14 protein-coding genes are annotated in these 21258 nt (G+C 36.9%); 9 read left to right on the top strand and 5 right to left on the bottom strand.

The window, feature by feature from the left end:
* The first annotated feature begins 2 nt into the window (after positions 1 to 2).
* The 3 genes from BUB45_RS03980 (at position 3) to BUB45_RS03970 (ending at position 5626) form a co-directional block, all read left to right on the top strand.
* Entirely contained in the window at positions 3 to 707 is a 705-nt protein-coding gene (locus tag BUB45_RS03980; protein ID WP_170861700.1) for a class I SAM-dependent methyltransferase, read from the top strand.
* 598 nt (positions 708 to 1305) lie between these two features.
* Positions 1306 to 2487, top strand: a complete 1182-nt coding sequence (locus BUB45_RS03975; RefSeq protein WP_073005504.1) for an exonuclease SbcCD subunit D — start codon at positions 1306 to 1308, stop codon at positions 2485 to 2487.
* A gap of 46 nt (positions 2488 to 2533) precedes the next feature.
* Positions 2534 to 5626, top strand: a complete 3093-nt coding sequence (locus BUB45_RS03970; RefSeq protein ID WP_073005503.1) for an AAA family ATPase — start codon at positions 2534 to 2536, stop codon at positions 5624 to 5626.
* Positions 5627 to 5982: 356 nt separating this feature from the next.
* Here the strand turns inward: BUB45_RS03970 and dpsA are convergent, their stop codons facing one another.
* On the bottom strand, positions 5983 to 6861 hold the full coding sequence (dpsA, locus tag BUB45_RS03965; protein WP_073005501.1) for a dipicolinate synthase subunit DpsA: 879 nt from the start codon (positions 6859 to 6861) through the stop codon (positions 5983 to 5985).
* 377 nt (positions 6862 to 7238) lie between these two features.
* Between dpsA and BUB45_RS03960 the strand changes: the two genes are divergently transcribed.
* Positions 7239 to 8171, top strand: a complete 933-nt coding sequence (locus BUB45_RS03960; protein ID WP_073005499.1) for an aldo/keto reductase — start codon at positions 7239 to 7241, stop codon at positions 8169 to 8171.
* Positions 8172 to 8386: 215 nt separating this feature from the next.
* Here the strand turns inward: BUB45_RS03960 and BUB45_RS03955 are convergent, their stop codons facing one another.
* The gene (locus BUB45_RS03955) at positions 8387 to 9637 is read right to left on the bottom strand and encodes a DNA polymerase IV (protein WP_073005498.1); all 1251 of its coding nucleotides are present in this window, start codon (positions 9635 to 9637) and stop codon (positions 8387 to 8389) included.
* Positions 9638 to 9960: 323 nt separating this feature from the next.
* On the opposite strand from BUB45_RS03955, the gene dacB reads away from it, so the two are divergent.
* Together dacB and BUB45_RS03945 are read left to right on the top strand one after the other, a co-directional pair.
* Complete coding sequence (dacB, locus tag BUB45_RS03950; protein ID WP_084723523.1) at positions 9961 to 11313, top strand: D-alanyl-D-alanine carboxypeptidase/D-alanyl-D-alanine endopeptidase; 1353 nt, start codon at positions 9961 to 9963, stop codon at positions 11311 to 11313.
* Between the two features lie 211 nt (positions 11314 to 11524).
* On the top strand, positions 11525 to 12934 hold the full coding sequence (locus BUB45_RS03945; protein ID WP_073005496.1) for a sodium/glutamate symporter: 1410 nt from the start codon (positions 11525 to 11527) through the stop codon (positions 12932 to 12934).
* Between the two features lie 192 nt (positions 12935 to 13126).
* Here BUB45_RS03945 and uraA read toward each other — a convergent pair whose 3' ends face one another.
* Both uraA and BUB45_RS03935 read right to left on the bottom strand, forming a co-directional pair.
* Positions 13127 to 14413, bottom strand: a complete 1287-nt coding sequence (gene uraA, locus BUB45_RS03940; RefSeq protein WP_073005493.1) for a uracil permease — start codon at positions 14411 to 14413, stop codon at positions 13127 to 13129.
* 281 nt (positions 14414 to 14694) lie between these two features.
* A complete protein-coding gene (locus BUB45_RS03935; protein ID WP_073005492.1) occupies positions 14695 to 15198 on the bottom strand; it encodes an AMP-binding enzyme in 504 nt (167 codons plus the stop codon).
* 353 nt (positions 15199 to 15551) lie between these two features.
* Between BUB45_RS03935 and BUB45_RS03930 the strand changes: the two genes are divergently transcribed.
* Together BUB45_RS03930 and BUB45_RS03925 are read left to right on the top strand one after the other, a co-directional pair.
* Positions 15552 to 16766 carry an NAD(P)/FAD-dependent oxidoreductase gene (locus BUB45_RS03930; protein ID WP_073005490.1) on the top strand — a complete coding sequence of 405 codons (1215 nt, stop codon included), beginning with the start codon at positions 15552 to 15554 and terminating at the stop codon, positions 16764 to 16766.
* Between the two features lie 458 nt (positions 16767 to 17224).
* Positions 17225 to 18097 (top strand): VanW family protein, encoded by an 873-nt coding sequence (locus BUB45_RS03925; RefSeq protein ID WP_073005488.1) that lies wholly within the window; start codon positions 17225 to 17227, stop codon positions 18095 to 18097.
* A 275-nt stretch (positions 18098 to 18372) separates the two neighbouring features.
* Here the strand turns inward: BUB45_RS03925 and BUB45_RS03920 are convergent, their stop codons facing one another.
* On the bottom strand, positions 18373 to 18909 hold the full coding sequence (locus BUB45_RS03920) for a YceI family protein (RefSeq protein WP_073005486.1): 537 nt from the start codon (positions 18907 to 18909) through the stop codon (positions 18373 to 18375).
* A gap of 346 nt (positions 18910 to 19255) precedes the next feature.
* Between BUB45_RS03920 and BUB45_RS03915 the strand changes: the two genes are divergently transcribed.
* Positions 19256 to 21043 (top strand): M3 family oligoendopeptidase, encoded by a 1788-nt coding sequence (locus BUB45_RS03915; RefSeq protein WP_073005484.1) that lies wholly within the window; start codon positions 19256 to 19258, stop codon positions 21041 to 21043.
* Positions 21044 to 21258 lie beyond the last annotated feature (215 nt).

Here is a 21258-nt window from a genome sequence, read left to right as displayed (position 1 = left end):
GTGTGAATTATTTGGAAAGTTTGGCTAAGCTTGGAGTAGGCGGCGCCCATCCAGGAGGGCTAAAGTTAACAAAAGAAATAGTAGCACAGCAATCTATTGATCATACAACTAAATTACTCGATATTGGGTGTGGCACAGGGCAGACGGCGGCTTTTATCGCGAATCAATATGCATGTTCTGTTACAGCAATGGATATCCATCCGATCATGGTGGAAAAAGCTAAGCAGAGATTTCTAGATGGCGAAGTTCCCATTTCCGTCGTTCAAGGTAATATAGAGCAGATGTGTTGGAGTGAGCAGTTTGATATTGTTCTTTCGGAATCTGTTTTAGCATTTACAAATATATCAAAATCGTTAACTTCTATTAGGAATGTTTTAAAATGTAATGGATGTTTCTTAGCTGTTGAAATAATGGTTGATGAAAGTGTGGGAGAGAGTGATAAGCATGCAATCGCATCATTTTATGGGTTCCGTCATTTATTAACAGAAACAGAATGGCGTGAAAAACTCTCTCAGTCTAGTTTTAAGCAAATTAATATTGAACAACCAAGCCTAAATCCATTACCTATAACGATAGATGAAGCACAAGATTTTCATTTTTCAAATTCAGAGATAGATGAGGCATTAGATATACTGCATCAACACCAAGCGTTGACGAAGAGGTATAAGGAGAAGCTTCCATATGCCGTATTTCGTTGCACGAAATAAAGCATCAGTAAATTTGTCGATCAAAGCCATGTTGCACACAAGATGTTGCTTGTTACGCTGTAATGATATCGTTTAAATGGCACTATTAGAAAAGGAGCATGGTGTGGTACTTAAAAGTTTAAAATTTCAATAGGATCTAGCCTTACTGGAATATAACTCTTCAATCAGTAGGCTTTTTTCTTTATTAAAGGGTGTTATTTGCATCCATCCATAAAAGCAAGATCGTGCTTCAATTTGTAAGTAATAGGATTATTAGAATAAGAATGACATTCTACATCCAGATAGGAACATCGTGTAAAATGAAAACTGGTTTGATGTTAGAATTTGCTTTATACTAAAATGGAAGGCAAATCATTGATACATAAATGGTTTTAAGGTATGTATTTTATTATAGAAAACTAGGTGAGAGCGAGTTACTAAACGCCACGCTAGGATAAGATTTTTTGCACTATAGGAAAATATAAAACCTCTATTATAGTATAAGCAAAGCGACATTATCGTCAAAAAGACGTAGCGATTTTCTGAATCGGATTGCTTAAGTATTTCTAGATGGTATTTCAGTTAAAAATACGCTTGTATACGGGGAGGAGTTTTAACGATGAAATTTTTTCATACAGCAGATTGGCATCTTGGTAAGCTTGTGCAAGGCGTACATATGACCAATGATCAAAGTTATATTTTAGAAAAATTTATTCAAGCTGTTGAAGAGGAACAGCCTGATGCTGTTATTATTGCAGGAGATTTATATGATCGAGCAGTACCGCCTACAGAAGCTGTGCATTTATTAGATGAAACGTTAGGTAAAATCGTCTTAGAGCTAAATATACCGGTTCTTGCAATTGCAGGTAACCATGATAGTCCGAGTAGGCTTGATTTTGGAAGTAAAATATTACGTGAAAATGGTTTGCATATTGCAGGGAACCTTTCAAAACCAATTAGGCCAGTAGTCTTACATGATGCGTATGGAGAAGTCCATGTCTACCTCATTCCCTACTGTGATCCAAGCATTGTACGTCATGTTTTTGGTAATGATACCGTTCGGACGCACAATGATGCCATGAAAATAATTATTCAACATATAGAAGCATCCATGGATCCAAATGCCAGACATGTATTTGTAGGACATGCTTTTGTGACCCCTTATGGGGAAAGCGAGGCGAATACTAGTGAATCAGAAAGACCATTGTCTATAGGGGGATCTGAATACGTAGAAGCTGATTTGTTTCATAGCTTTCACTATACTGCCTTAGGTCACCTTCATCAAGCGCATTATGTCAAAAGAAAAGAGATTCGTTATGCAGGTTCTCCTTTAAAATATTCGATCTCTGAAGAAAATCATCGCAAAGGTTTTTTTATTGTGAATGTAGATGGGAAAGGTGAAGTAGAAATTGAAAAACAGCTACTCCTACCGAAAAGAGAAATGCGAACAGTGGAAGGCGCATTAGATGATCTTTTACAGCAACCAATGAATGAAGACTATGTATTTATTAAACTGACAGATGAAACTCCTGTCTTATCACCGATGGAAAAACTCCGCTCTGTGTATCCAAATGCAATGCACGTTGAGAGGAAAACGTTTTTCACAACGCCTGATGCTTCTGAGAAGGAAAAAATGGTAGAACGAACAAAAATGTCAGATATGGAACTGTTTGAAGCTTTTTATAAAGAAGTGAAAGGAGAGGCTCCAGACGAGGAGACCGTAAAATTGTTTCAAGAAACCTTACATGATCTTTTAACAGAACAAGATGAGACAAAAGATGCCACTCATACACTTCAATAAGATAGAAGAAATAAAAAGCTGAACGGTTTGGGAAGGGTGAATACAATTGAGACCGATAAAATTAACCATGACTGCATTTGGTCCATACAAGGATAAGGAAGTTATTCATTTTGATGAACTCGGGAATCATCGTTTGTTTGTAATTGGTGGTAATACAGGAGCGGGAAAGACTACCATTTTTGACGCGATTTGTTTTGCGTTATATGGCGCTGCCAGTGGCCAAGATAGAGAAAATAATACGATGCTTCGAAGTGATTTTGCTGAAGATGATGTTCATACAGCTGTTGAACTTTTGTTTGAATTAAAAGGAGATCAGTATCGTGTTTTACGTCAATTGGGACATGTGAAAAAAGGGAATAAAACGAAAACGGGAGAACGATATGAGTTTTTTGAAGTCACGAATGACGGTGAAATACCTTGTGTAGATCGACAGATTGTTTCTGAAATTGATAAAAAAATAGAACAGCTAATTGGCCTCACGCAAGATCAGTTTAAACAAATTGTTATGCTTCCACAAGGTGAATTTCGTAAATTGTTAACGTCGCAAACGGAAAATAAGGAAGAAATTTTGCGACGATTGTTTAAAACGGAGACCTACCAAGCCATTGCAGAGCGATTCAGGCGAAAAAAATCAGCAGCAGAAGAAGCATTTATGCAAGCAGAGCAGGAACAAAAACAATATATAATGCAAATTCATACTTCCTTACCAATACGAGAGGACGCCGTACTTTTCCAAACGTTAGAGCAAGAAAGCTATAACATGCATCAAGTTTTGCGCGGTCTTGAAGAGGAATGTCGTTATTATCAATGGAAAATAGCAACAGATAAACAGAAATATGAGCAAGCATATCTTGCCCATGATAAAAAACAACAGGAATTTTATGAGGCAAAGGCTATAAATGAACGGTTTACAGAACTACAGCAAAAGCAAGCTCGTTTAAAAGACCTTGAACAACGAGAAGCGGAATATCAACAAAAAAAGCAAAAACTTACGCAAGCGGAATTTGCACAAGGAATTGTTCTCTTGGAGCAACAGAGAAATGATTGGCTAAAAGAGGAAGAAAGAAAAAAACGACAACTAGAAAATGGAAAGCATCACAAGCAGCGTGTCGATGAACAATTAAGTAATGTAAACAAACAATTAGAGGCTGAAGAAAAACGGGAGCCTGAGCGAGAAGAGGTTCGGAAAAAGCTAGATAGATTAAATAATTATTTACCTATTGTGGAACAAATTGATGAAATGAAACGGCAGTTAATGACGATAAAAAATCAAACAAAGCAGGCAGCTGATACCCTTTATGCTACAGAACAACTTTTGGGGAAGAAAAAGGACCAAATAGATCAAATGGAAAAGCATATGCATGAGCTTGACCAGTTTGTAGAGAAGCTTCCTGATAAACAGGAAAAATTAAATACGATGCGTGAGCAATTTAGGTTAGTACATGAATATCGTAAACTAATGGAACAGCAAATTTTGTTGAAAACCGAAGCGAAGCAAAAAGAAAAAATAGCTATCCAAATGAAAGGGCATTATAACAAACTTGAACAAACATGGATGGGTAACCAAGCCGTTTATTTAGCTGCCCATTTGCATGAAGGGAAGGCATGTCCGGTTTGTGGAAGTCTAGACCACCCGAGTAAAGCTACACAACAATGGGAGAAAGTGACGAAAGAGCAATTAGAAAAAGCGAGAAGAGAATTTGAGAGAGTCGACACAGCATATCGAGATGTACGTGGTAAGTTAAAAGCGAATCAAGAAAATGTTCGCGTAAAAGCAACTGAATTAGAAAAGCAGCATATAGCTAGCACAAATGTAAAACAAAAAGAGGAGCAACTTGCAACAGTTGGTAAAAAGCTAAATGCTGAGGTAGAAAGGCTAAGACAAGCACGTCATCAACGTGGAGAAAAGAAGCTTGCGCTTGAAAAACTTCAATCCGAATATAAAGCATTGGAAGCAAAGCAAAAAGAGCAACAGCAATTGGAGCAACAATTAAAGTTAACATTAGCACAAAAGCAGGCAGCTTATCAGGAAAGGATACAGTCTGTACCAGAGAGCATGCGTGTACTTGCAGACTTGAAAGAGCAAATTGCTAAAACAGCCACTCATTTAGAGCAACTAAAAAGTGCATGGGAAGCTATACAAAAAGAGCAACAGAAATGGAAACAGGAACAAACGAAAGTTCAATCAGAGCTCACGCAAGCCATGAAGCAGCTGGATGAAACGGTTAAAAAGCGAGAGAGTTCTGTCGACCAATTTTTACAAGCTTTAGAAAAGGAAGGTTTTTCCTCTGAAGCCACTTATCAAAAAGCAAAATTGCCTGAATCTGAACGGGTAGCATTGAAACAAGATTTAGAACAATACTATCAGTCTATATCTTCATTACGTGAACAGGTTCAAGAATTAGATGCTATGTTAGTAGGTAAGGAGAAGTTAGATGTAACTGTTATGCAACAGGATTTACATCGTTTAAAAGAGACGTACGAATTAGCTTTCAGTAGATGGAATGAATCCAAACAGTATGAACAAGAGGCAAAAGGGTTAAAGCAATCGGTACAAAAAGTATTGGAAAAAGTAACAAATTATGAACGTCAGTTGCAAAGAGTAGCTGATTTATATGATATGATTCGAGGTCAAAATCATCGAAAAGTCTCGTTTGAACGTTATTTGCAGATTGAATACTTAGAACAAATTATTGCTGCAGGAAATGAGCGGTTAAAAGAACTGTCAAATGGGCAATATGCCTTTATTCGTAGTGATCGTCAAGAATCATACGGGAGACAAAGTGGTCTCGCTCTTGATGTATATGATGCTTACACAGGCCAAACGAGAGATGTAAAAACTTTATCAGGAGGAGAGAAGTTTAACGCTTCCCTTAGCTTAGCGCTCGGAATGTCTGATGTGATTCAAAGCTTTCAAGGTGCTATTTCGATTGATACGATGTTTATTGATGAAGGTTTTGGTACGCTTGATGAAGAGGCATTGAATAAAGCAATTGATACGTTAGTCGATTTGCAGCAGTCAGGAAGAATGATTGGCATTATTTCTCATGTGCAAGAATTAAAAGCAATTTTTCCAGCTGTGCTTGAAGTAACGAAGTCCAAAGACGGCTCTAGCAGAACAAAATTTTTAATTAAATAGAGCTTTTTCCTTTAAGTTCGCTCGCTTTAAGAAGTTGCAGTATATACTGGATAAGTCAAAGTTATAGCATGGATGATGGCTCATTTTGAGCGAGCCATCATCGCTTTTGAAAATCACGCAAAGAGAGACTCTCTAGATGTTTAGGAAATGAAAGCGAGAATACACTTTACGAGAAACAGTAATGCAGCATTGGGGCTTCGCTTTTTGAATGATTCCGAAGTTGTTCATTATGTTGCAGGAAAGTACGTTTCTATAACTTAGCAATTTGTGATTTTTATTTACATTTAGGAAAGTATATAGTTCATAAGCAAAATGACAGCTTTTTGCTATAAGAATGGATGAAAATCCAAGTTTTTTTACTGGTGTTTCTGTTCGCTTTTTAAACTTTCCAATAATATATTAGCTATTATTCTACCAGCTGACTTAGGTGCTGTTTTGCCTGGTAAACCGAGCGCGTGCACGGTTTTTATCCCCCGTTTTTGTGCAGCTACGAAGTCTACGCCACCAGGTTTTGAAGCCAGGTCAATAATTACGGTAGAAATCGACATCTTGCTTAAATGTTCATCATCGATAGTTAAGGAAGGGATTGTATTGATACAGATAGCCATATCAGCTAGTAGCTTATGTAGTCGATTAGGTTTTATAGGAGTTAACCCCATTTCTGTAACCCTAGCTAAATCTGCATGGTTTCTAGCTACTACATATACGTTAGCACCGACTGCATGAAAAAGTCGTGCTACTGTTTTCCCCACTCTGCCAAATCCAAGCACACATACATTTGCGTTATGAATCGTTTCCTCTGTTTCTTCTATCGCAATTTTTAATGCCCCCTCTGCTGTTGGGATAGAATTATAAATCGCAATGTCGTCTCGATCAAATAATCGTATTAAACTTCGTTGTGCTGCTTTACACATTTCCTGTAAGTAATCATTTGCAGTTCCTGTATAAATGGTGCAATGATCAGGAGTAGAGGAAAGTATTTGTTCTGTAAGATAAAAGTGTCCATTTGCATACATGATTTCAACTTGGCCCCTTTCATCTGTCCCTGCAATAGGTAAAATAATCGCATCGATAATAGAAAGATCCATATGCTCTAATTTGGCATGCTTCACATTAGATTTATCAAATGAAACTGTATCAAATCCAATTAAATATAAGTTGTTTTCTAATTTAGCTAATGTTTCGATAACATGTATATATCTTTTATCCCCACCGATTACGAGAATATGCAGCATCGTATCATCTCCTTTTCGTATTTGGCCGATCGCCGGTTTTTGTGGCGAATGCTATTACTTGAAACTCTAAATTCTATACATAGTATAAGTGAAACAGGTTCACTTATTTATTGTATAATAGGACAACGTTTTATATGAAAGGTTTTTTACGATAAGAGTAATATTGTTGTATTTGGAGATAAGGGTTTACATACTCTTTTTTTTCAGAAATTTGGCAGGAGAATAAGCCTTCTAATTGAAGTTTTTTAAAGCAACAGAGCATGATGTAGGAAAAAACCTAGCGTTTGAGTGATTTTGCGTTGGGATGTTTAGAGCATTTGTTTATGGTAAATTAAAGATAGTAAAGCAAATCATATGAAAAGGAGATGTTTTTACTTATGACTACAGTTACATTAGGAAAATCAGATATCGTTGTTTATCCAATTGGGTTAGGTACCAATGCTGTCGGCGGGCATAATTTGTATCCAAATATGCTTGATGAGGAACAAGGAAAGAATGTTGTGCGTACAGCCTTAAATCAAGGGATTAATATGTTGGATACGGCATATATTTATGGACCCGAACGCTCTGAAGAGTTAACTGGTGAAGTGATGAAAGAATATAACCGGGAAGATATCGTGCTGGCAACAAAAGGAGCGCATAAATTTGTTGGTAATGAAGTGGTCATGGATAATTCACCAACTTTTTTGAAGCAGTCCGTCGAAGATAGTCTTCGCCGCTTGCAAACAGATTATATTGATTTATATTATATTCATTTTCCAGATCAAGATACACCAAAAGATGAGGCAGTTGGAGCGTTGAAAGAATTAAAAGATGAAGGGAAAATTCGTTCCATAGGTGTGTCTAATTTCACATTGGAACAATTGAAAGAAGCGAATAAAGATGGCTATGTAGACGTAGTACAAGGCGAATACAATTTACTAAAACGTGAGGCAGAAGATAGCTTTTTTCCTTATACTGAAAAAGAAAATATTACATTTATCCCTTATTTTCCACTGGAATCAGGCTTGCTTGCTGGAAAATATGCTAAAGATCAAACATTTACAGATTTACGAGCTGAAAATCCGAATTTCCAAGGTGATACATTTCATGAAAACCTTAAGAAAGTGGCGAAATTAAAACCAATTGCCGAGAAATATAACGAAGAAATTGCTCATATTGTTTTAGCATGGTATCTCACCCGTCCTTCTGTAGATGTCCTTATTCCAGGTGCCAAGCGGCCAGAACAAGTTGTTAGTAACAAACGTGCTGCTACGATTGCACTTGCCGCAGAGGATGTGCAGTTGATTAGCGATATTTTCACACCATAGGGAGGTTTGGTGGGGTATCGTACAAGTAAAATAACGGTGCTTTTTCTTACTTAACTCTTCAGGTGTTTGAAATTTCACGAAACCATTAATAAAGGCTAGTTGCTGAGAAGACCACCAGTGTTGGGTGTGAACTGGTGGTTTTGCATTATTGACATTCATACGCAAATTTCTGGTCAGGTCACCTCCTCATGTTGTCACTCATTTTTATTTCTCCATTAAGCATAGTGCCCACCAATTTTTTTGCTCCTTTCGATTGTAATGCCTGCATCTGTATAGCTAATGGCACGGAGAATGGAGGTAGGCCCATATTTTGCTCGGATCGCATCCATTGTATAGCCAATATCCTCTTTTTTCGTACGATTTTCAAATAGGCTCAGTTGTGTATCTTGTTTCGTATATAAATTGGTTAAAGTCACATATACTCGACGAATACTACTTCTACCATCGTAAAAACGAAAAAACAACCCCATACAAACATGATACATATCCATTGTGGCGTTAGTTGGTATAGAAATAGAAGTCGAACGGGAAAAGCCGCCCCCTGTTTCTTTTGAATAACTAATTCCAAGTTGAATGGTTTTTCCTGCCATCTGAACGGTTCTTGCTCTTCGGCATACTTCTTCGCAAAGGTCCAGTATACAGACATGAACTTCTTCTTTTGCGTAATCGCGTAGTAATGCAATACCATGGCCAAACCCCTTTTGCTTTGTTTTCACAAAATTGCCGATAACGGGACTCAAATCAATCCCCCATGCATGCCAGTATAATTGCTCTCCCATAACCCCGAAACGTTTTCGTAGTCGTTGTAAGTCAAAACGCGCGAGTTGTCCTAATGTTATAATGCCCATTCGTTCGAGATTTTTCTTCATTCTACTTCCAATTCCCCAAATCGCCTCCACTGGAGCGGGCCACAGTTTTTGTTGTACATCCTCATATGTACATTCGGCAATGCCTTGTTTCTTTGCATGAATATCCATCACGACTTTAGCAAGAAACTTATTATCTCCAATACCAATGGAGCATGTAATGCCAAAACATTCTAGAATATCATGTTTAATCCGTTGCGCTATAGTTAGACGATTTCCAAATCGCCTTTGCAATCCGTTAACAGTAACCCATACTTCATCAACAGAATAGGGATGGATCGCCTCTTTTGGAACATATTGATAAAGTAATTTAGTTATTTCTGTGGACACTTCTAAATAGTCTGCCATATGTGCTGGAACAATATGTAGATCTGGATCCTTTGGTAGTTCAAAATAACGGCTGACATTACTCATTCCATATTTCTTTTTGAGTGCAGGAGAAGCAGCAAGTACAATACTACCTGAACGGTTGGGATCGCCTACAACAGCTAATAAAGTTTCCATTGGATCAAGCCCTAATTTAACCGCTTCTACACTGGCGTAGAAAGAACGCATATCGATGCATAAAACATCGTTACGGGGATAAACGGAATAATCCATCAAACATCATCCTCATTAGAAAAACTTGGGGTTATTGCTACAGCTTTATGGTGAAAGCCTATCAATGTAATGAAAAAGATTCTACACCTGAAAAGAACATTTGTTCTTATTATAAGCAGTTTTGCCCCATGTTACTAGTGGTATTTAATTCCAAACATCAACGTTTTGTTAAAAATGCAGTGCAATCTATATTTTAAAAATTATTTCAGTAAGCAGTGATAAATTTAACATGAAAAAAAGGATTGCCCTTCACCATATGGAAATAGTTATATACAAATTTACAAGCATGCGATAATAAATGAAGATAAGAGGGGAAATGTCTGGTGAAAGAAAGTATAGAAGCATATATAAAGAATGAGTCAAGATTACAAGGGGCACTGATAGGTATAAGTATAAGGGATGCAAATACCGGGAAAATGATTTATGAGCATATGGGAGATACGCGATTTCTTCCAGCCTCCAATATGAAACTACTAACAGCTGCGGCTAGCTTGAACGTGTTAGGGGAGAAGTACTGTTTTAGTACGGAGTTACGTACAGACGGAGTGATAGAAGGAGGAAAACTAAAGGGGAATTTATATGTAGTTGGTAAAGGGGATCCAACGTTACTGCCAGAAACGTATCAACGATTGGCTCAACAATTGCATGCATTAGAAATACATTTTATTGCAGGAAGTATAATTGGTGATGATACGTGGTATGATGCTGTTCGCTTGTCGCAGGATGTAATTTGGAATGATGAGACTTTTCATTATGCATCTTCCATCTCTGCATTAACTGTTTCACCAGATCATCGGTACGATGCAGGAAGTGTTTATGTGAAAATATTGCCTGAAAAATATGGAGATGATGCTAAGATATCTGTATCACCAAAAACAGCCTATATAGATGTGTTCAATACGATAAGGACAGGGAAAAAAGGGGGAGAAGAAGATGTTACCATGATAAGAGAGAGGAACGGAAATACGATTTATTTATCAGGAGAAATTCCAGAAGGTGGGGAGGGGGTGGAAGAATGGCTAGCCGTTTGGGAGCCAACTGATTACGCGCTACATATTTTTCAAGCAGCGTTAAAAAAGCAAGGAGTGTTCATAGAGGGGGGGATGTGTCGTGGGCAAGCCCCGGATAGTTCAACATTATTATATAAGCACCATTCTCCCGCTTTAAAGAAACTAATGCTTCCATTTATGAAAAATAGCAATAATACCATTGCGGAAATACTTGTAAAGGAAATGGGTAGACAAGTTTACGGAGAGGGCAGCTGGGAAAAAGGGTTGCAAGTTTTAGAACGGGAAATGGACGGCATAGGAATGAATTTGGAAACAATGGTTATTCGAGACGGTTCAGGTATATCACATATAAACATGATACCTGCGAACGAAGTAACCAAGCTACTATACAAAATTCAAAAAATAGACTGGTTTAATACATATTTACATGCGTTACCACATACTGTTGCACAAGAACCATGTATGCTCGGTACACTACAAGGGCGTATGGAAAAGCTTGATGTCAAGGCTAAAACAGGGACCATTTATGGTGTAAGTACGCTTTCCGGATATATGCACACTAAAAAGGATAATATCATCTTCTCTCTGTTATTAAATCATTTAGTAGATGAAGACGAAGGTAAAGAGATAGAGGATCGTATTTTACACATTATAGCAAGCGTATGATATAGTACTAGTTTGCACTTTAGTTTTATAAACGGAGGCTTTCGTCAAATCCTTATGAAGAAACCCTTCGTCTTTCTATGGAGGAAAAGCTATGGCAACAACTAATTTGAGAAATGTCTAGGGTTTTAGTCAGATTCATAAGGTAAAAGTTTTGAAAACCATCATCTGGGGAAAAGCAATAGCACCAATAATAAAGAAGGGGGTTTTCAAAATGACAGCAAGCCAAGTTGGATTTGCTTTTTTATATGTGGCCGCTTTTTTGCTCTTAGGAAAATGGGTGCGAGTAAGGGTTGCTTGGTTGCAGAATTTATTTTTACCAGCATCCATAATTGGAGGTTTTATAGCTTTAATGCTTGGACCGCAAGTGCTTGGGAAAATACTACATCTTTTTGTAGCAGAAGACTCTTTTTGGGTGAATGGGATTTTTCCGGAGCAAGTGACCGCAGTCTGGAGCGATTTACCGGGGTTATTCATTAACGTCGTTTTTGCTTCACTGTTTCTTGGAACTTCTATTCCAGGATTACGAAAGGTATGGGACTATGGTGGACCACAATTAGCTTTTGGCTGGACAATTGGCTGGGGTCAGTATGTGATAGGAATTCTGTTAGCTATACTTGTATTGAGTCCCGTATTCGGTCTGCCGCCGCTAACTGGTGCCCTTATTGAGGTAGCATTTGAAGGAGGACATGGGACAGCTGCTGGTTTAGCTGGAACATTTGAAGAAATTGGCTTTGCACAAGGATATGATTTGGCAGTAGGTCTTGCTACCATTGGGATATTATCAGGTGTAATTGTCGGCATTATTTTAATTAACTGGGCGGTACGAAAAGAAAAGACACATGTAATAAAAAATGTACAAGGTTTTTCAGATTTACGAAAGCAAGGAATTATGGAATTTGAAAATCGTGATCCGGCTGCTAAAATGACTGTACGACCAGAGTCTATTGAACCATTGTCGTTACATTTTGCGTTGGTTGGCTTAGCCGTATTAGTCGGGTACCTCCTTTTACAAGTTCTCATATGGCTAGAGTCGGTTATTATTACACCGTTTACAGACTCTACGTTTATGACTTATATCCCATTATTTCCACTTGCCATGATTGGCGGGATATTTGTCCAGAAATTTTTTAATAAAATAGATAACGCACAAATTGTAGATAGAAATATGATTAATCGCATTCAAGGATTTGCGTTAGATTTACTAATTTTAACGGCTATAGGTACAGTATCCATTGATGTAATAGGGGATTATATTGTTCCGTTTCTGTTACTAGCAATTACAGGGATAGTATGGAATGTGTTGGGATTTTTAATTTTAGCACCAAGAATGATTCCCTCTTATTGGTTCGAACGTGGAATTGGTGATTTTGGGCAATCGATGGGAATTACGGCAACAGGTCTATTATTGATGCGGATTGTAGACCCTAGAAGTGAAACACCTGCTTTTGAAGGTTTCGGTTATAAGCAACTTGTATATGAACCATTTCTTGGCGGGGGTCTCGTAACAGCTCTTTCTGTACCGCTGATTTACCAATTTGGAGCAATACCATTCCTTGTTTTTGCAATTATTATGTGTGTAATTGGTGCTCTGGTAGGCTTGTTATACTTTGGAAAAAGATGAGCATGTAAAAGATGAACATGTAAGGGAAAAAATTGACATCACTGATCTTTGGCTATTTTGTCCTTCTCATTGATTTTCTAATTTCCATTTTTTAACGATGTAAGTCATTAAATAAACAATCCGAACTTGTTTTGTCCACCATATGGTCCATTTCGTTCGGATTGTTTATGTTACAATTTAATAGGGGAAGTCTTAACCTTCATTTGACAATTTTAGTATATCCAATATTTTAAAGAAGATGCTAAGGAGGATAGCGACAATTGTTGCTAAACCCATACCTGATAAGGCAACGGAGCCAATCTGCACAGTCGTACCACTTACCCCAATTACTAATACAACGCTTGATAGGATTAAATTTTGCGAACGGTTATAATCTACGTTTGCTTCTACTAGCATGCGTAGTCCACTTGCTGCAATAATACCGAACAGTAATAAAGATATCCCTCCCATAACAGCGGTAGGAATAGAAGAAATCAGTGCTGCAAGTTTTCCTACAAATGACAATATAATAGCAAGAACTGCTGCCATACCAATGATCCATGTAGAGTACACTTTCGTGATTGCTAATACGCCGATATTTTCACCGTATGTTGTGTTAGGTGTAGAGCCGAAAAAGCTAGAAATAATGGTCGATATGCCATTACCTGCTAGTGAACGATCAAGACCAGGGTTTTTGGCAAGATCTTTTTTAACAATATTCCCTGTTACAAATAGATGACCGATATGTTCAGGTACAAGCACAATGGCTGCTGGTAAGATGGTTAAAACAGCTCCCCAATCAAATTTCATTTGATAAAATTCTGGCATGGAAAACCAGCTTGCTTCACGAACTGCTGAAAGATCTACTAATCCAAAAAAATAGGCGATGATATACCCTGAAATAATTCCGATTAAAATAGGGATGATTTTCAAAAAACCCCTTAACGTTACCCAACAAATAATTGTGATTAATAAAGTGAGTAAAGCGACGATAGCTGTGTCTGAGTTAATGGTCCATGATGCATCTGCTCCAACTGGTGCGATCCACCCAGCCATTTCAGCAGCAGTAGGTACAAGTTCTAATCCAATAACCGAAACAATAGCTCCCATAGCAGCAGGTGGGAAAATGATGTCAATCCAGCTTGTGCCAGCAAGTTTAACGATAAAGGCGACGATGCATAGAACAACACCGACAGCTAAAAAACCACCTAATACATAGCTGTAACCATCTCCACCAGCATAATCTGTAAGAACTGCTGTAACAGGTGAAATAAATGCAAAACTAGAGCCTAAATAGGCAGGAATTTTCCCTTTTGTAATTAATAAGTAAATTAATGTACCAACACCATTCATCATTAATATCGTTGCTGGATTGACCCCAAATAAAATGGGAACAAGTACCGTTGAGCCAAACATGGCGAATAAATGCTGGATACTAAGTGGTAAACTCGTTAACAAAGGTAAGCGCTCATCTACTTGTATTTCTTTATGTTGTGTCACGTTGTATTCCTCCTATTAATTTAACGGCTACCGTGCTGCATAAGAAAAGCACCCTGCCGTGTTTGTGCATGCAGGGTGCTTTATAAAAGAAAAACAAGCTTATTTCTTTTATCAACAGATTTCTATCTGTTTCACCTTGGCAGCCTCACGGGACTGAATTAAAGGTAACCGTATCAATTTATCCTTTGTATTATCCCAATTTATCTAGCATTTGTCAATATAGTTTTTAGATTTTATGTCATTTGCTTATTTTATTTCAATGAAATACTGCTATTAATAATCTAAAGTCTGTTTCTTAACTCTGTTTTTAAAATTTTTCCACTAGCTGTTTTTGGCAATTCTTCAACAATGGATATGTGGATAATATAGGAATCTTCAGAATGTTGCTTGCAAAAAGAAAGGAGGCTATCTTCAGATATGGTGTTTTCATTTTCGTTTAAAACGACAAAAGCGTGTGCAATTTCCCCTTTTTCTTTATGCGGTATAGGAACAACCGCTACTTCCTGTATAGATGGATGTTGCTGTAAAGTTTGCTCTAAGTAGGCTGTAGATATAGCACCTGTGGAATGAGGAATATCTTTTCTTGCTTCTTGTACATGAATACGCCCATTTTCATCTACTGTCCCTCTATCACCTGTGAGAATCCAACCATCTTCAAGTGTTTGCTGGTGTGCAGCATGCTGTAAGGCACCATTTCCTTTGACGATAATATCTCCAATTTCTTTCCCGTTAGGTGCTACATCTTCCCCTTTATGATTAATTACACGGACTTCCGTTTGTTCCATAAAAATCCCCACCTTGTTCCGTTTTTTCATAATATACGTTATTATGAAATTATAACACAAAATGTTGAAAGCGTTTAAAAAATAAGTTTAAATGGAGATGGAGTAGGAAATGGATGAAGAGAGTGAATAAATAACAGCAACTAATCAAGCTTGTCAGTATTTTTTAAAAGGTCAATATGTAAAAAGGAGGGAGAAAAGAATCTTCTTGTGAATGGCTTAAATATGAAATATTTGTTATGATAATTATATTGTAAATGAAGGATAAGCGTGTTGATGTCATTTTATTATATTTTATAAGAGGAGCGCTTTTTCCTACAATATAGAAGTAAGTTTATAGGAAGGTGGAAGTTTTTATGAGTCTAAATAAACCCAAAATAGTGGTGTTGGGGGCGGGTTATGCAGGGCTAACAACAACAAAACGCCTTATGCAAAAATTGTCTCCTGAACAAGCAGAAATAGTATTAGTTAACAAACATAATTATCATTATGAATCTACTTGGTTACATGAGGTTGCTGCAGGAACGATTAATCCAAATCAAGCTCGCGTTATAATTAGTGATGTTATTAATCCAAATAAAGTAAAGCTTGTCGTTGATGCTGTAACAAAAATCGATAAGGATAACCAACGTGTCATTTTAGAAAACAGTGAATTGGATTATGATTATCTTGTTGTTGCTCTTGGATTTGAATCAAATGATTTTGGAATTAAAGGCATGGCGGAGCACGCGTTTGCTATTGAAGATATTGATTCCAGTCGTGTAATTAGTGAACACATAGAATATCAATTTGCAAAATATAATTCAGGTGAAAGTGTTGATGAACATAGCTTGAATATTTTAGTTGGTGGTGCTGGCTTTACAGGAATAGAATTAGTTGGGGAACTTGCAGAACGTGTTCCACAATTATGTAAAAAATACGATATTGATCGTAATAAAGTAAGAATTATTAATGTAGAAGCAGCTCCATCTATTTTACCAATGTTTGATAAAGAGTTGGTTGAATATGCGAAGAAATCATTAGAAAATCGTGGCGTAGAAATTAAAATTGGCGCGCCAATTTCAGAATGTACAGAAGAAGGGTTCATTGTAGGAGAAGACAATGAACTGATTAAGGCTGGTACAATTATTTGGACAGGCGGCGTAAAAGGAAGTTCTGTGCTAGGAAAATCTGGCTTTGAACTTACGAAAGGAAAAGTAAATGTAGATAGTGACTTACGTATGTCTGGTGAGGAGAATATTTTTGTTATAGGTGACTGTTCTTGGGTTTGGGATCATAACGCAGATCGTCCGTATCCGCCAACTGCACAATTAGCTATGCAAGAAGCGGATGTGGTAGCTGCAAACTTGGTTGCTTTATTAAACAATGAGCCATTAACTGATTTTGTCTTTAAGAGTAAAGGAACAGTTGCATCACTTGGTCATTCCGATGGAATCGCAAATGTGTTTAATGACAATAAACTTAAAGGAAAAGCAGCAGCTGCGATGAAGAAAGTAGTAGATAATCGTTCTCTATACCTTATAGGTGGACCTAAGCTAGTACTTAAAAAAGGAAAATTTCGTCCATTTTAAGATGTTCACAGCCTAATATGATTTAAAACTTATGGGGAGGCTTACGAATATGAAAAATAAAACGTTATGTGGGATTTTCTTAGTTATTGCTTCGTTAATTGGGTATCGACTGTTAAGTGATTATATGGAAGAAACGAGAGATTTTAGGTAAAAAAACTACCTCACCTATTTTTAGGTGAGGTAGTTTTTTATACTATAGGAAAGCATAAAAATTTTTAGGGCGTTCAATATTGGTTGTCAAATAGAAGAAGTACATAGTTAAACGGAATGCATATTACTCTTTTTTAATAGCAGACATATGGTTTGATAAGAGTGATACCATGGGCTTAGGTTCATGTTGGGCAGGCAAATAATTCTATAATACCTACTTTATAAAATAAGTTTTTCTAATGATGACCCTTTTTTTGAATGACTTGCCCTTATTTTACTTATACTATAAATGGGAGGTCGTTCTTATAATGAGGTTCCTTGCTTGTGCGTTCATATTCGTATTGTTTTTATTACCAGTTGAGAAAGTTATAGCTAATGAAGTGCAAACAGAAGAAATTAAGATGAAACGTGTAGAAATGGATCAATATGCGCTAGAAAATGTAGAAAAACTTTTTATAAATGAATTAAAATTGGAAAGTCTAATGAAGTACTTAAATGAAAAGGTTTACCAGCCTCCAATAAATGCAAAATTAGACCGTAATGGGGAGGTTGTATCTGGAAAACCGGGGGTTTCTATAGATAGAAATCAGTTTCACATTGGATTTAGAGAAGCTTTTTATAATAAAGATATCCACGAATTTCAAGTTCCTGTAAAACCGATATACCCTCGTGTAGATAAAGCGCTATTAATCGAAATTAGTCAAAAACAATTAGGTAGTTATGTTACTCATTTTAGACAATCCAATAAGGAGAGAACCACGAATATTGAACTAGCTGCCAAAGCGATAGATAGCCATGTGGTGTTTCCTGGTGAGTTATTTTCATTTAATACAGTAGTAGGGGAGAGAACAGAGGAAAAAGGATATAAGCGTGCACCAGTTATTGTTAAAGGTGAATTAGCTGAAGATATTGGCGGTGGCATTTGTCAAGTATCGTCTACTTTATTTAATGCTGTTGATTTAAAGGGAATTGAAATTGTAGAAAGGTATGCTCATAGTAAAAATGTTCCCTATGTCCCGCCAGGAAAGGATGCAACCGTAAGTTGGTGGGGACCTGACTTTAGTTTTAAAAATAAGTATAATCAACCGCTTTTACTGCGAGCGAATGCGTTGGATGGGAAATTAGTAGTTCGTGTTTATTCCTCAGATATTGTTGAACATTTCCAGAAAAATTTTAAATAGCAAACAAGCCGAGCAAATAGCATTATTAGTTGTTCGGCTATGTCCTAGTCTAGGCAATTTTATACAATTTTGCAGCTATGGATAAACATACTATGTTATTTAGCCACGTCCGGTTTCAGCGCCCAGCAATTAGGCGACTTCACGAAATCGCCCTACGCTAAGTCATCATTGGTTCGTCAACACCGTCTCACCATAATTCCTAAAACTTTAGTCGCCTTCGTTCTAGTCGCTACATTGCTAACCGGGCGCCCCGAGCCTTTGTTCTTTACATACCATTAATCTTGTTTATGCGCCTCAATCTCGAAACTAATTTTTACATCGTCACTAAGTAAAACGCCACCAGTCTCTAAAGTTGTATTCCATGTTAGGTCAAAGTCTTTTCGGCTTATGGTAGTTTCTCCACTAAAGCCGGCAACCGTATTTCCACTCATCGGATCTTTACTTTGACCTTCAACAATAACCTCGAGGGTCACTGTTTTCGTCGTTCCTTTAAGTGTTAAATCTCCAATAACCTCATAATGGTTGTCAGATGTTTTTTTAATTTCTTTGGAAATAAATGTAGCTTTTGGATAATTTTCTACATCGAAAAAGTCAGCAGAGCGTAAATGGTCGTCCCGATCCTTATTTCTTGTATCCACACTACTTACGTCAATAGTAAGTTTAATTTCTGCATCTGTAAATTGATCTAAGTCAGCTTTGATCTCCCCATCAAATGAAATAAAATTTCCTTTTGCTTTTGAAATCATCATATGCTTAATTGAAAAGCCAATTTCGCTATGAACGGAGTCTACATTCCAAACCGATTTCGTCATAAAAACTATCCCTCCACAAATTAGTTGAATTACTATTATTATTACTTTATGTAACCTAGTGTAAAATAGAAACTTTATATTGTCAAGTAATTGATTGGATTTCTTGCACAAAAACGTTTGAAAAGGAGTGTCTTATTTTATCTGTACCCTTAGAAGTACGATAAAAAACGAACTAGTCTAGAGAAAATAGTTCTTTTAAGCAAGCTTTCGTTGTTTCTCATCTTCATTAAAATTGCATATTGATCTAGATTTATTCGTTCTTCAGTTATAAAATGTATGATATACCATGAAAAGTCTGGTATAATTTAATTCATAGTGAATTTTCTGAAAAATAAGGAGGGTTTTTTTGAAACCATTAAAGAATCTGACGTGGGACTTAGAAATTATTTTCCCTGGAGGAAGTAAATCTACGAAGTTTCGAGAACATTTAACAATCGTAGATCAAGAACTTGATAAGCTGGATGCTTACATAGATCAGCTTCAACCTAAGGCTACAAAGGAAAATATCGAGGCACTAGTAGATTTATGTGAGCAAATGGAAAGCACGACAAAATTGATGAGAGAGGCTTTTGCATTTATAAGTTGTTTACACGCACAGGATACAAATGATCAGCATGTACAACCTTTGCTTGGTGAGCGATCTCAATTGAATGCAAAATTTGGTGGAATACAAACAAAGCTAAAACAAAAACTTGGTGCAATAACAGAGGAAGATTGGAGCTTATTTTCACAGCACGAATCGTTACAAGAGATTATATTTGTGCTAGAAGAGTACCGAGAGCAGGCGCAAAACCTTTTACCTTTAGAACAAGAGGCCTTAATTAATGATTTAGCAAAGGATGGCTATCATGCATGGGGGCAAATGTACGATGTCATCGTTGGGAATATGGAAATTACGTTAGAAGAAAAAGGAAGTTTGCAACATTATTCGATTGGACAAGCAACCAATAAATTAACAGATCCGAATCGTCGTTTCCGTCAACACGTATTTACCAAACTATCAGCGGCTTGGGAGGAGCAAGCAGACTTATTTGGTCAAACAATAAATCATTTGGCTGGTTTTCGCTTAGAGACGTATAAGCATAGAGACTGGGAAAATGTGCTAAAAGAACCGCTAATGATTAATCGGATGAAACAAGAAACATTAGATGCTATGTGGACAGCAATTACAAAATATAAAGGACACTTTGTCCATTATCTAAATAAGAAGGCAGAGCTTCTCGATATTGATACATTAAGTATTTATGACGTAACTGCTCCAATCAGTGAAACAGTTCAAACCTATACATACGAAGAAGGAGCCAATTTTATTGTAGATCAGTTCCGAAAATTTAGCCCTAAAATGGCCGATTTTGCAGAAATGGCGTTTGAAAAGCGTTGGATTGAAGCAGAGGATCGACCAGGTAAACGCCCTGGCGGTTTTTGTACAAGCTTTCCGCACAGTGAGCAAACGCGAATTTTTATGACGTATTCTGGAACAGCTAGTAATATTGCTACCTTAGCACATGAATTAGGGCATGCCTATCATCAGCATGTGATGAATGATGTGAATGCTTTAAATCAAAGATATGCAATGAATGTGGCAGAAACTGCTTCTACCTTTGCGGAAATGATAGTTGCTGATGCCTCTTTACAAGCAGCAACTTCAAAAGAAGAGAAAAAAGCTTTACTAGAGGATAAGATTCAACGAAGTGTTGCATTTTTTATGAATATACATGCCCGCTTTTTATTTGAAACGCGTTTTTATGAGGAAAGAAAACAAGGAATAGTTTCTGTAGAGAGATTAAATCAGTTAATGGTGGAAGCTCAGAAAGAAGCATATTGTGAGACGCTTTCAGAATATGATCCTAATTTTTGGGCGTCTAAACTTCACTTTCATATTACTGGTGTACCATTTTATAATTTTCCATATACGTTCGGTTATTTATTTAGTAATGGCGTGTATGCAAAAGCTAAAAATGGAGAGGGAAGCTTTGAAGAAGCCTACATTTCGTTATTACGTGATACTGGTAGAATGACAGTGGAAGAGTTAGCTAAGAAGCATTTGAATGTAGATTTAACCAAAACCGCGTTTTGGGAAGAAGCTGTACATGAGTGCATGAAGGATGTAGATGAATTTATGAAATTAGTCTAGATTGCCCTTCTATGGCTCAATATTAACTTATAAAAAATGGAATGCATTAGGAGTTTGCACAGAGTGACGTTTTCTACCCCTTTTCATTTGTTATTTCTATTGAAAAACTCTGTTTGCAAATAAAGAAAAGTAATGTCAATAGGCGGCTCGTCTTCGTGGAGTTTCGTACTATTGACATTACTTTTTAAATTGTATTTATTTTATCACGGTCATCT

The sequence above is a fragment of the Virgibacillus chiguensis genome, from assembly GCF_900129865.1.
GTDB lineage: Bacteria > Bacillota > Bacilli > Bacillales > Amphibacillaceae > Virgibacillus > Virgibacillus chiguensis.
This window is presented reverse-complemented; position numbering and strand designations above follow the sequence as displayed.